Genomic DNA, 12,172 nt, shown 5'->3' with positions numbered 1-12,172 from the left:
TCAGGTATTCCACTTCTGTGTTACATCGATTTAAAAGGCAACAACCATTTCTACATCAATGTGCCTTGAATTGAAAAACCTGAGAGACTCTGAACTGACCAGATATTTAATGAGATTGGTATAATATTAATCGTGTTCTATATACTTTAATTTATTCCCAATAAAAAACACCTTGTTAGATACCCAACAAGGTGTTTTATCGCTGCTATCAACCTAGTGTGTTAACACCTGTTAGCAGGGTTACTCTTTGTATTTCAAGGTGCCATCGGCTTTGATTTCGTCGTACCACACGTTATGGTGCTGAGAAGCCCAGTTTTCGTCACAATAGCCCGATACCATGCACTCCATACCACCTTCGCTGAGCACCGTCGCCATCCAAATATGTACAATGGTAAACGCGATTAAAATCGCTGCGCTTACACCATGTACCAGAAGGGCGATCATTGACAGCTCTCTTGGTAAATCAAGTGTGGGGAATACTAGCATAACTCCGGTAGCACTGATGCTAAGCCCAAATATAGCTAACGTCCAAAACCACATTTTTTCACCCGCATTGGCAAAACCACTGTCTGGATGCTTGCCTTTAAACGGACCAAAATTAATGTAGCCACCCACCACTAAAAACCATTTTAAATCGTACATTTTAAAGGTTTGTAATGGCATCCACTTGATAACACACAACAGCCAAGACACCATAAAGATGGGGCTAGACCAATCGTGGGCAAACTTACTAAAGGCGATAATCCCTGCCCAAATACCGTCACCGACATAAGGGGCTAAGATATGACGCCCAAGCATAATGACGATACCCGTTACCATCATGGTCAGGCATGATATTGCCATAATCCAATGTAACCAGATATCACTTTTGCTCCAACGAAATACCATTTTACCTGAAAAGCCTTTACTCAGTTTGGATGGACCATTGACTAAGTAAAACACTAAAAAGGCTGCAAAAACACCGACCACGGCTAAACCGAGTGCGGGTTTTAGGTAAGTATTTCGCAGCATCTTGCCTTCATTACCAGCAACATTTATCAGAACATCAGCATCGAGGCCTTTGTCTGAACTGTATCCTGGTTCGCCGGCTTTTACTGCGCGCCAGAGATCTGCATCACTGGTTTTCGACTTTGCTTGTTGCTGACTCGATTGTTCATCAGCGGCATACACCGACGATGTAACCAACCCCAATCCCATACACAGAACCAACAGAGCAAACATCCTGCGCAGTGATTTGTTTAACGTTAAAGTTAACATTGTCACTCCTTAATATGACTGCGAACCAAGTCGCAGCCATTGCTCTGGGTTAGATCATTTCGCCTGTTTTAGGATTGTAGCCCCAAATAGTATTTGGGTTACCACGTGCAGCCATACGTTGGCGGTAAATATCAGACACAATGCCTGCATCACCAGCTAACAATGCTTTGGTTGAACAAAGCTCAGCACACATTGGTAATTTACCTTCTGCAATACGGTTAGAGCCGTATTTTAGACGTTCGGCTTCTGAATGATCTTCTTCTGGGCCACCGGCACAGAAAGTACACTTATCCATTTTGCCACGGCTACCAAACGCAGTCTTTTTAGGGAACTGCGGCGCACCAAATGGGCAAGCATAGAAGCAATAGCCACATCCGATACAGGTATCTTTGTTATGTAACACAATACCGTCTTCGGTACGGTAGAAACAATCGGCCGGACATACAGCCATACATGGTGCATCGGTACAATGCATACATGCTACTGAGATTGACGCTTCTCCTGGTTCACCATCATTAAGCGTTACCACGCGGCGACGCTGAATACCCCACTCTAAAGCAGAGTCGTTTTCGTTTTTACATGCTGTGACGCAACCGTTACACTCGATGCAGCGTTTGGTGTCACACAGAAATTTCATGACTGCCATAATGGCTTATCTCCTCATCAAGTGTTTAGGCTTTGCTAATTTGACACAAGCTAGACTTGGTCTCTTGCATTTGCGTTACGACATCATAACCATAGGTCATTACGGTATTGGCAGATTCGCCAATCACATAAGGCACTGTGCCTTCTGGGTAGTTTTTGGCCAAACTCTTGCCTTCAAACACACCGGCAAAGTGGTATGGCATAAAACATTCACCCGCAATAACACGTGGTGTCACCATTGCCTTAACGGTTATTTTTGCACCTTCTGGACTATGGACAAATACGTCATCGCCATCACGTAAACCGCGATCTGCAGCATCTGCTGGGTTGATCTCGATAAACATTTCTTGCTGTAGTTCTGCAAGCCATGGGTTTGAACGAGTTTCTTCACCACCACCTTCGTATTCAACCAAACGGCCAGTTGTCACGGCAAGTGGATAGTCGGTAGCAAAATCCTTGTCTTGAATTGTTTTATAAAGCGTTGGCAGACGAGCGACCATACGATCTTCATAAGTAGGATATTTAGCGACTAAGTCACGGCGAGGGGTGTATAACGGTTCACGGTGTAGTGGAATATCATCAGGAAAGTTCCAAACAACACAACGCGCTTTAGCGTTACCATAAGGAATACAACCATGCTTGATTGCCACACGCTGAATACCGCCAGAAATATCTGTTTTCCAGTTTTTGCCTTCAGCTTTAACTTTTTCTTCTGCTGTTAGGTCATCCCACCAACCAAGTTGTTTAAGCATGTCAGCAGTAAACTCTGGGTAACCATCTTGAATTTCAGACCCTTTTGAGAAAGAACCTTCAGCAAGAATGTTCGTACCATTATGTTCGACACCATAACGTGCACGGAAGTTACCACCACCATCTTTAACTTCACGTCCTGTACGATACAAAATTTGCGAACCAGGGTGTTTCTGCTCTGGTGTACCCCAACATGGCCAAGGTAGACCATAGGTTTCACCTTTCGCTGGGCCGCCTGGAGCTTCGAGTGAGTTAACATCGAAAGTACCCCAGTTTTCTTGGTGCATTTTCAAACGTTCAGGGCTTTGCCCTGTATAACCAATCGTCCACATGCCTGTGTTAAATTCACGAGTGATATCTTCCACTAATGGCTCATCACCATTCACTTTGATATGTTTACAAAATTGATCCGCCACGCCCCATTTTTTAGCCAATTTATACATGATGGTATGATCAGGTAATGACTCAAATAATGGTTCGATAACTTGCGTACGCCACTGTAGCGAACGGTTTGAAGCGGAAACAGAACCATAGGTTTCAAATTGCGTTGCCGCTGGAAGTAAATACACCCCATCTTGGCGCTCGTGCATCACACCCGCCATAGTTGGGAATGGATCGACTACCACAATGGTATCCATTTTATTGAGCGCTTCACGCACTTCACGACCACGGGTTTCGGTGTTAACAGACTGACCCCAAAAGAATCCCAGACGAATATTGTCTTTTTGGGCAATTTTGGTTTTGTCTTCTAACACGCCATCATGCCAACGCGAACAAGGAATACCAGCTGAGGTTTGTGGTGATTGACCTAGATATTCACCTTGGTCAAAGCGACTTTTAACCCAACTAGGCTCTAAGTCCCATACATTGGCCCAGTGGTCCCATGCACCTGAAGTTAAGCCGTAGTAACCAGGTAAGTTATCAAACAACAAACCAAAGTCGGTCGCACCCTGTACATTATCGTGACCGCGGAAAATGTTCGTTCCACCGCCTTCTACCCCCATGTTGCCAAGGGCGAGCTGTAAAATACAATAAGCACGGGTATTCGCATTACCAATGTGATGCTGAGTCCCCCCCATACACCATACGATAGTGCCAGGTTTAGTTTCTGCCATCATTTTAGCAACACGGTACATTTGTGCTTTTGGTACACCGGCAATGTGTTCGACTTCTTCTGGCGTGTATTTTTTCACTTCTTCTTGAATACGATCCATACCGTATACACGTTGGGAAATGAATGAATCATCTTGCCAGCCGTTTTCGAAAATGTGCCATAACAGACCATAAATGAATGGGATGTCAGTACCAGGACGAATATGGACATATTCATCAGATTTAGCAGCTGTACGCGTAAAGCGTGGATCAACTACGATGATTTTGGCACCGCGTTCTTTACCAATTAAAATGTGTTGCATCGCCACAGGGTGAGCTTCACATGGGTTAGAACCGATAAACATCATGCATTTTGAGTTGCGGATGTCATTAAAAGAGTTAGTTTGCGCACCGTAGCCCCAAGTGTTTGCAACACCGGCTACTGTGGTAGAGTGACAAATACGAGCAGAGTGGTCGACATTATTCGTACCCCACATTGCTGCAAATTTGCGATACATATAAGCTTGTTCGTTTGAAAATTTAGCGCTGCCCATAAAATAAACAGAATCAGGTCCAGACTCTTGACGAATCGAGGCCATTTTATCGCCAACTTCATCGATTGCTTGATCCCATGATAGACGCTTCCATTTACCACCTTCTAGCTTCATTGGGTATTTTAAGCGTTTTTCACCATGACCATGTTCACGTAATGCAGCACCTTTAGCACAGTGTCCACCTTGGTTAAATGGATGATCGAACGCGGGCTCTTGCCCTGTCCACACGCCATTTTGAACTTCTGCATAAACACCACAACCTACAGAACAATGCGAACAAATAGTCCGTTTTACTTCGGTAGGTGCATTGTGTGGTACATCTTTAGCTTCAGCTTTACGCATCATACCAGCGCCAAGCATTGAAGCTGCGGCAATACCACCAGTTGCCAAACTGGCAGACTTGAGGAATTGACGTCGGTTAAGACCTAAGCCGGACGTTGTTTTAGTCTCGGCTGTGTCTGATTTGCGGGTTAATCGCATCACACACTCTCCTTTTGTTATTTGCTTAACGAAGCATAGTAGTTACGAATATGCTCTGTTTCGCGGTAGTTATTGCCCGTAGGCTCTTCTGTAGACGGTTTAGTCACTTGGGCAAGTGCTGGGGCACTGACACTAGCGACAGCACCGGCCACACTGCCGAGCGCTAATGCTTTTAGCATTTGGCGACGGCCCATGTCGGAAGCTTGCTTCTTCATATTGTCTCCTTGTTGATAAAAAGATGTGGCTGAATCAGCCATCATCCGGTTTAATTAATTTGTACGACTTCGTCTTCAAGCGGTTCTAAGTCAGCACTACCTGGACAATTCACCGGAATATCTAAACTCAGTTGTTCAAATTCATTGGCTTCAGCGATAAAAAACGCTTTAGCTAATTGCGCGACGCTAAGATAAAAATTGGCACTAGGCGTTTTGGCTAAATTGTCGCAAAAACGCATAATCCAACTGCCAATATGTCGCTGATAAAACGCAAGTTGGCGATATCCTGGCGCTTCTAAAATTAAGCAGCCCATGACTTCGCATAACGCGGCGACATGGTCTTCTGGTTCTTTAACATTTTCTTCACGCTCAAAACCTAACTGCATTAAATCACTGCGTAATGCAGCTAAGGGCTTGTCCATCAGAGAACCGGTCATAAACCAGCTGCCATATGGCATAATCTCACCACTGCCAACGCCTAAAAAAATGGCGAAGTATTCATCTTCTAACGTATTTGTATCACTATTTTCTGCCGCCAGTTTTAACGCATTCCATGCTTGACTCATGGTATTGCCATCCTCGGCGTCTACCTCTAAACCAGCTAAAAACTGTAATAATTCAGTATTAGGTTGACGGCGTAATAACGCGGCCAACAACTGATATATATCCGCTCTTAACTGATCATTCTCACTTAGTTGTCTTCCAGTTTCTGTCATAGGAGATCTCTTATTGCAATTGCTTTTCTGGATCGTCAAGGATGTCTTCAAACATGTCTTTTACACGGCAATCGCCACACATTTTCAAACGCTCAATATTGGCGCTAAACGCACTATGTTCACCCACCATCTCAATTATTTTATGTACCATTGATTGGGTGGCAAATTCACTACCACATCGAATACATTCAAATGGAAGCTCTTGTTTTAATACTTGAACTTGCTGTCTTGCTGATTGATTAAAGTTGATTTGTGGAACTAGGCTAATCACTTTCTCCGGACAAGCTGCTTCACATAAGCCACATTGCACACAATCTTGCTCTACAAACTTAAGAGCAGGAGAATCGCCGCCATCTTTTAATGCTTGCGTTGGACACGTGGCAACACACGACATACATAATGTGCACTTGTCACTATTGATGCTAACCATACCGTATGGAATATTCGCAATAGTCAATACATCATCAACCGCTGCGGCTTGGCTATTAAGATGATCGATAGCTTGAAATTCAATACTGCGTTTTGCATTAGTATTAGGCTCAATCGCATTTAAGACCATTGGCATAATGACAGGCCAAGCAAGGCTAACGGCTAGGTTGTCATCTAATAGCTCCAGCTCCGCAGGTGTCACTAGGCGTATTCTTTGTGGTTGACCCATTTGGTCAAGAATACGATTGGCTAATGTTGATTCACCTTTTAGCATTTGCAGCAAAGTTGGTGCGGTAGTGGGGGTTTGTAAGATTAAGATTTCCCGCGCACCAAATGCTAATGCAGCCAACCAATGGTCAATGCTCGCCACGGTGATCTCTTCCATGGCAACAGGTAGTACATCTCCGCTTAGTTGGTCATTGATTAACTCTGCACCAGCTTCGTTGTCGTGAAATAAAATAACTGGGGCAGTTTGGGCTTCTTGACGATAACGGCTAACTAACTTTTCGAGATAGGTATGCAGTGATGCTGGTGTTGGCAAGTCATAGCTTAACGCACCCGTTGGGCATGCATTGGTACAGCTTCCAGCGCCATGACATAGATAAGGATCGATTTCAATTTTATGCGCGACACTGCTAATGGCATCGGCAGGACAGAAATTTAAACAGCGGTTACAACCATTTAACCCATGCTTGTCGTGGGCACAAATATCACTGTTAACTCTGACGTAACGCGGTTTATCAAACTCACCGATCAGCTCCGGAATGTTGGCAATCGCGTCGGCCAGTAATACAGTATCTTGACCAACATAAAAATACCCTGGAGGTAACATTTCAAGGTTGATACAAGGGCTGTGGCTTAAGTCGAGCACGATATCAAAATGCGCTTGACGGATGGCAACCGAGCTTAACTCGACAATGCCATTGTCGCTTTCTACTTTGACCTGAAATTGCCCTAAAAATCCTTTTACACTCACCAATTTATTGTAGTAACTTTCGACATCAGTTGCCGCATTCATTACCATTTCAAGGTGGGCTTCATCTTGGCTGGTGATTGTTTCGTTAGCCAGAATGACTCGGCTTGCCATTGTGGACAATTTGTCCGCCGCTAAACGGGCAAGATCTTCTGGTCCAATAACAAGCACATGCCCTTGAGTTGTGTAACTCACAGTCGGCGGTATTAAATTCTGCAGAATCTGCGTATTGGCCATCACCTGTTGTCGTGCTTGTTTCAGCTGTGGCTGGTTTTTTCTTATACTCATTGCGTTCCTAATTTTCGGTTTTTATACCTCATTCACAGTGATAGCTCACTCCACTGCTCACGCTTACTGCACGTCAATAATTGACATTAACTTGCTCTAAATCTTTAAATAACGGTTTATGTTTGTCACATTCATCTTATGACTGTCGTTATTATGCTTTCGCCTCATCACTGACTGCAGCTTGCTTTATCAGATCATCATTCTGGTAAAGTGGTTTTTCTTGTGGCGATTGCGCTGTTATCAGTGCTTCATCACTTTCGGCTAAATCGATTGGTTCCTCTACGGTTGTATCAATTTTTTCTACTAATTCATTTTGCGCGATGTCAGTCTGCGCTAACTCTTCTTCCGGCTCTTCTTTTTCAATGACATACCGAAAAACTTTATTTGCTAACTCGGCTGAAACATCTGCGGATAATAGTGGTTGATTGGTATAATCCAACGCATATTCGAGTAGCCCATCAATATGGCCATATTGCGGTTGTTTCCATAACGCTCGAAGTGCTGCAGCTTTAGTTGTTGGGTCGACACTCTTAGCCATAAAACGTGCAAAGCTGCCACCGACTTCAATCGTACTAGGGTCGGGTAAAGGTTCAAACTCAGTAACCTCATCAAGGTCTTGGTCTATTGCACTAGCCTCTTGAGTGGCTTCAGCTGGTAACGTGCTGATGTCATCAGCGGTCTCTTGTGCATGTAATAATTCATCTTGTTTAGCTTCTTCAGCAACTCGCTGACGCCTCAGCTCCCAGCGGTTAAGAAGCCCTTCTGCTTTATCACTCATTGTATTTTCCCTAAGTGATTTGCACTTGGCCCTTCATTTTTACGACGGTTAACATGTTTACGTCGATGGGCACTAATCTCAACCTCTCCATGGCGAGTAATGAACGCCTCTATCCAGCAGGCCACTGCGCTAGGCATAGGAGTATTAATGACTGGAGTATCAGATTCAAGACAGCCTGCGCTGACGTTTTGATCTGCTGAAATCATGGCAGGAACCCATGTACCATCAACAAGTTCATCGCATACAATAAAGAGTGTGGAATTATCCATATCAAGATTAATGCGGTAGCTACCACGTTGATCTTTATATAACTCTAATGGAACCAAAACTGCATTTTCTGGTTTGTCTTGAGTAGATGGAATCATTTTATCGAGTTCCCATCGGACCGAAGTCCAACGCCCTACTTGGGTTTGCACTTTTTTCAGTGAGACATACATTGGCCAAATAGTATCGGTGTGCTGCATGGTAATGCTTACCTCTGACATAAATGTGTGTATTGACATACACTCTAATGATTAAATAGCAGCAATAATGGTGCCAACTAAAAAGTAAAACTAACTTTGAACTAGATCCCGAAATACCTAGTAAGGATAGGACAATATGTCCATAGTGCAATTTTAGGTGGGACATAAATACACGCCAATTAAGTAGAATTTTTCTAGATTTGCGCCAGATCACGCTTAGGCAAGTTGTTTTAAGTTAAGGGAATAATAATTGCTATGCTACTTATCTAATGAAGCTGACTCACTTGCCTATTCTTTCCATCAACGAAATACCCACTACGAGGTTATCCCACAAATGACTCAACCTGTTTCTGCCACCTCATCGCAGCGTAACGCGGTAAAGTTTGTCAAAACCAATACTCAAGTACCGCTGACTCTTGCGGTTAAAGCCGTCAACGAACAAGGTCAAGTTGTCGATAAATTTGTTGCCTGCGAGCGTCCATTAACTGTGTATTTAAATTGGCGGCCTATTGTGACCTTAATGACATTGGGTGCAAAACCAGAGTCACTAACCATAGGTTATTTAAAAAACCAAGGGTTTATTAGTGAGTTAAGTTTATTAGAATCAGTTATCGTTGATTGGGACGTTAGCTCCGCCGCGGTCATCACGCAAGAGGTTGATAAAGATATTGAGCAGAAATTATCCGAAAAAACGGTGACATCCGGTTGTGGTCAAGGCACTGTTTATGGCAGTTTTCTACAAGGTGTTGATGATATTAATTTACCTAAACCATCACTCAAACAGTCCACCATTTATGCCTTATTAGGTAATATTAATGCTTACAATGAAACTTATAAAAATGCTGGGGCTGTTCATGGCTGCGGCATATGTGAAGATGAGAAAATTTTGGCTTTTGTTGAAGATGTTGGTCGCCATAATGCAGTCGATACTCTTGCAGGAGATATGTGGCTCGATCAGCAATCTGGACACGATAAGATTTTCTATACAACAGGTAGATTAACTTCAGAAATGGTCATCAAAGTCGCCAAAATGGGAATACCTGTTTTGCTTTCGCGTAGTGGAGTGACTCAAATGGGTTTGGACCTAGCCAAGCAAATGGGCATTACCTTGATAGCCCGCGCTAAGGGACGACACTTCTTGGTGTATCACGGCTGTGAAACAATAACTTTTGATGCAGGTAAAGATTAAATACGCAGGCTGGTCCATTGTTGACGTAATGCTGGGGGAAAAAAACTCCAAGCTAAAATACGCGTGTTTTTGTTGCCTTGCGTCATTTCAATTGTTTTCACCTCAACAGCATTGACCTGTTTGAGTAATTGATAACAATGCTTAAGGTTCTCTGACTTTGAAACTAATGTGGTAAACCATAATACTTGATTGGCGTAGTCACAACTTTGTTTAATCATGTTGGTTAGAAATTGTCGTTCTCCCCCTTCACACCATAATTCCGCTTTTTGTCCACCAAAATTAAGTGATGGCTGAGCTTTATTTACCGTTAACTTGCGCGATTTTCGGCCATGTTTTTGCAGCTGGTTTTTTGCTAAATTTGTCACTTTACGCAACGAACCGGCTGAAGCCTCAGCTAAAGAGCGATGAAATGGCGGGTTACACAATGTGACATCAAAACACTCACCTGCCGTAATAATCCCTGCAAATATATGCTTAGGCTGCTGTTGTAACCTTAATTGTAATTTTGTCTCTATATTTGGGTTGCTTTTAACAATGTTAGCAACATTGTCGATAGAAATGGGATCAATATCTGATGCAACAAACTGCCAGCCATACGCTTGAATACCCAGCAGTGGATAAATACCATTAGCACCAGTGCCGATATCTAACCCTCGAATACTCGTCCCTTTAATGACTTTGCCTTTAACCGCTAATAAATCGGCAATGTAATGTAAATAGTCCACTCGTCCAGGCACTGGTGGGCACAAATACCCGTCAGGAATATCCCAATCACTAATCTGATATTCACTCAGAAGTAATGCAGTGTTGAGGCTTTTTACTGCTTTGGGATCTGCAAAATCTATGGAAGGATTACCGTAAGGGTTTGGACGAACAAACTTAGCGAGAGGCGGCATAACACTGATTAATTCAGTAAAATTATAACCTTGTTGGTGCACATTACGTGGATGTAATGTTTTGGCAAACACAGGTTTATTCTGTTTGGCAGAAACCGTATTGCTAGCCGTTCGGTTTGACGAACGTGGCATCGAACCATGTTTGGCTAGGCTAGGAAGTGTTGAACGAGTCATTAATCGTATAAGTATTTAGTGAATAATAAATTGACCACAATAGGCCGACCAACCTCTTTTTCCATTAGGCTATTAACCGTTTCATAGCATTCACGGCGAATCTCCTCACGACCAGATAAAGATTTAACTTTATCTTCTGATTGATTCCCTAAAATCTCTACCATGGCTGAACGCAGTAAAGGATCATGATGTTCTAAGCTGACTAAATCGTTAGGATCTTTTACCATTAATTCAACACTAATTTTAACAAACCCTAATTTTTTCCGATTAGAGATGTAGTTAGTGACAATATCAGGCTCAAAACCGTAATAAGCATAATCTTCAATAACTTGCTCGTCTTCTGCATAAACATTAAATGCAAAACAACACAGCATGACTAACGTTGAAACCAATTTTTTCATAATGAGTTAAACTCCGTCAATGTGAAACGTTAATTAAATAAGCCATGTTGTTCACTCCCTTAAGAGTGTTTGCTCATCTTTGACATGATAGACTATTGCCGTTGATGTATTGTAACGAGTTTTAGATGAACGTGACCAGTATTAGCTTTCCTTATGGTGAATCAATTCATTGGCTTTCACCACAAAAAGTCGATTCATTGCCCCATAGCCACCTCAAAGAGTGGCTATTAGCAACAGGAAGTTTGACCCAACGCCTCAAAACACACTGTAAGCACTTTGAAGTAAAAGTGTTAGGCGAACATCTACTTGAACCTCTAACAGATGAATTTCCTTCTCATACAGGCCCAGTTTGGATCCGTGAAGTACTGTTATGCCTTGATGGCATACCTTGGGTATTTGCCCGCACTTTAATCCCACAGGCAATCTTAACCCATCAACGTAATAATCAACCTAATGATTTTACCCTTCTTGGTACTCGTCCTTTAGGTGAATTATTATTTAATAGTCCTGACATTACCCCAGGGAATATTGAAGTAGCCCAGTTTGAAAGTTGTGGTCGCTTGGCGGCTTTAGCCACCAGCTTAAATCAACATGTTGATACCAGTTTATGGGGCCGTAGACGCTATTTTAATCTGTATTACTCACAACTAATTGTCAGCGAAATATTTTTGCCCGCTGCAGTCAAATACATCAACCAAAACACTTCGCATTTAAGTTAGTTGTATTTTGTGGTTAATACCAATTCAATTAAATATGTGATCTTTCAGCGGGAGTTCAAAGTGCTGTAGGCAAGGCAGATGATTGAAGCGAATAGTGATCCTCGGTAACAAGCTCCTGCGTTACTCTACCTCCAGCATCTGACCGCCATGGA

The 12,172-nt window shown here is 42.8% G+C and carries 12 protein-coding genes; 2 read left to right on the top strand and 10 right to left on the bottom strand.

Annotated features, from left to right (window positions below; translation table 11 throughout):
* Window positions 1–240: 240 nt before the first annotated feature.
* The 8 genes from ACWXWT_RS17920 to ACWXWT_RS17885 form a co-directional block, all read right to left on the bottom strand.
* The gene (locus tag ACWXWT_RS17920) at window positions 241–1,257 is read right to left on the bottom strand and encodes a formate dehydrogenase subunit gamma (RefSeq protein ID WP_456042939.1); all 1,017 of its coding nucleotides are present in this window, start codon (window positions 1,255–1,257) and stop codon (window positions 241–243) included.
* A 49-nt stretch (window positions 1,258–1,306) separates the two neighbouring features.
* Window positions 1,307–1,903 carry a formate dehydrogenase FDH3 subunit beta gene (fdh3B, locus tag ACWXWT_RS17915; RefSeq protein WP_456042938.1) on the bottom strand — a complete coding sequence of 199 codons (597 nt, stop codon included), beginning with the start codon at window positions 1,901–1,903 and terminating at the stop codon, window positions 1,307–1,309.
* Between the two features lie 25 nt (window positions 1,904–1,928).
* Window positions 1,929–4,778 (bottom strand): formate dehydrogenase subunit alpha, encoded by a 2,850-nt coding sequence (locus ACWXWT_RS17910; RefSeq protein ID WP_456042941.1) that lies wholly within the window; start codon window positions 4,776–4,778, stop codon window positions 1,929–1,931.
* Between the two features lie 17 nt (window positions 4,779–4,795).
* Window positions 4,796–4,993: a formate dehydrogenase gene (locus ACWXWT_RS17905; protein WP_456042937.1), complete on the bottom strand. Its 198-nt coding sequence runs from the start codon at window positions 4,991–4,993 to the stop codon at window positions 4,796–4,798.
* 50 nt (window positions 4,994–5,043) lie between these two features.
* Window positions 5,044–5,709, bottom strand: coding sequence for a TorD/DmsD family molecular chaperone (locus ACWXWT_RS17900; RefSeq protein WP_456042936.1), 666 nt, complete (start codon window positions 5,707–5,709; stop codon window positions 5,044–5,046).
* Between the two features lie 10 nt (window positions 5,710–5,719).
* Window positions 5,720–7,399, bottom strand: a complete 1,680-nt coding sequence (locus tag ACWXWT_RS17895; protein WP_456042935.1) for a 4Fe-4S binding protein — start codon at window positions 7,397–7,399, stop codon at window positions 5,720–5,722.
* A 151-nt stretch (window positions 7,400–7,550) separates the two neighbouring features.
* A complete protein-coding gene (locus tag ACWXWT_RS17890; RefSeq protein WP_456042934.1) occupies window positions 7,551–8,177 on the bottom strand; it encodes a DUF3306 domain-containing protein in 627 nt (208 codons plus the stop codon).
* Complete coding sequence (locus tag ACWXWT_RS17885) at window positions 8,174–8,641, bottom strand: DUF3305 domain-containing protein (protein WP_456042933.1); 468 nt, start codon at window positions 8,639–8,641, stop codon at window positions 8,174–8,176. Before ACWXWT_RS17885 ends, ACWXWT_RS17890 begins: the two co-directional genes overlap by 4 nt.
* 334 nt (window positions 8,642–8,975) lie before the next feature.
* On the opposite strand from ACWXWT_RS17885, the gene ACWXWT_RS17880 reads away from it, so the two are divergent.
* Window positions 8,976–9,830: a formate dehydrogenase accessory sulfurtransferase FdhD gene (locus tag ACWXWT_RS17880; protein WP_456042940.1), complete on the top strand. Its 855-nt coding sequence runs from the start codon at window positions 8,976–8,978 to the stop codon at window positions 9,828–9,830.
* Here the strand turns inward: ACWXWT_RS17880 and rlmF are convergent.
* Window positions 9,827–10,900, bottom strand: coding sequence for a 23S rRNA (adenine(1618)-N(6))-methyltransferase RlmF (rlmF, locus tag ACWXWT_RS17875; RefSeq protein WP_456042932.1), 1,074 nt, complete (start codon window positions 10,898–10,900; stop codon window positions 9,827–9,829). The two genes, ACWXWT_RS17880 and rlmF, sit on opposite strands and share 4 nt — an antisense overlap.
* Window positions 10,900–11,301: a flagellar basal body-associated protein FliL gene (locus ACWXWT_RS17870; RefSeq protein WP_456042931.1), complete on the bottom strand. Its 402-nt coding sequence runs from the start codon at window positions 11,299–11,301 to the stop codon at window positions 10,900–10,902. Before ACWXWT_RS17870 ends, rlmF begins: the two co-directional genes overlap by 1 nt.
* A gap of 125 nt (window positions 11,302–11,426) precedes the next feature.
* Here ACWXWT_RS17870 and ACWXWT_RS17865 point away from each other — a divergent pair, with 125 nt between their 5' ends.
* On the top strand, window positions 11,427–12,020 hold the full coding sequence (locus ACWXWT_RS17865; protein ID WP_456042930.1) for a chorismate--pyruvate lyase family protein: 594 nt from the start codon (window positions 11,427–11,429) through the stop codon (window positions 12,018–12,020).
* Window positions 12,021–12,172: the final 152 nt, after the last annotated feature.

The organism is Shewanella sp. A22, assembly GCF_053850585.1.
This window is presented reverse-complemented; position numbering and strand designations above follow the sequence as displayed.

Bases quoted from the DNA above. Each gene is read 5' to 3' on its own strand.
- ACWXWT_RS17920 (WP_456042939.1), bottom strand. From the start codon at position 1,257: ATGTTAACTTTAACGTTAAACAAATCACTGCGCAGGATGTTTGCTCTG.
- fdh3B (WP_456042938.1), bottom strand. From the start codon at position 1,903: ATGGCAGTCATGAAATTTCTGTGTGACACCAAACGCTGCATCGAGTGT.
- ACWXWT_RS17910 (WP_456042941.1), bottom strand. From the start codon at position 4,778: ATGCGATTAACCCGCAAATCAGACACAGCCGAGACTAAAACAACGTCC.
- ACWXWT_RS17905 (WP_456042937.1), bottom strand. From the start codon at position 4,993: ATGAAGAAGCAAGCTTCCGACATGGGCCGTCGCCAAATGCTAAAAGCA.
- ACWXWT_RS17900 (WP_456042936.1), bottom strand. From the start codon at position 5,709: ATGACAGAAACTGGAAGACAACTAAGTGAGAATGATCAGTTAAGAGCG.
- ACWXWT_RS17895 (WP_456042935.1), bottom strand. From the start codon at position 7,399: ATGAGTATAAGAAAAAACCAGCCACAGCTGAAACAAGCACGACAACAG.
- ACWXWT_RS17890 (WP_456042934.1), bottom strand. From the start codon at position 8,177: ATGAGTGATAAAGCAGAAGGGCTTCTTAACCGCTGGGAGCTGAGGCGT.
- ACWXWT_RS17885 (WP_456042933.1), bottom strand. From the start codon at position 8,641: ATGCAGCACACCGATACTATTTGGCCAATGTATGTCTCACTGAAAAAA.
- ACWXWT_RS17880 (WP_456042940.1), top strand. From the start codon at position 8,976: ATGACTCAACCTGTTTCTGCCACCTCATCGCAGCGTAACGCGGTAAAG.
- rlmF (WP_456042932.1), bottom strand. From the start codon at position 10,900: ATGACTCGTTCAACACTTCCTAGCCTAGCCAAACATGGTTCGATGCCA.
- ACWXWT_RS17870 (WP_456042931.1), bottom strand. From the start codon at position 11,301: ATGAAAAAATTGGTTTCAACGTTAGTCATGCTGTGTTGTTTTGCATTT.
- ACWXWT_RS17865 (WP_456042930.1), top strand. From the start codon at position 11,427: ATGAACGTGACCAGTATTAGCTTTCCTTATGGTGAATCAATTCATTGG.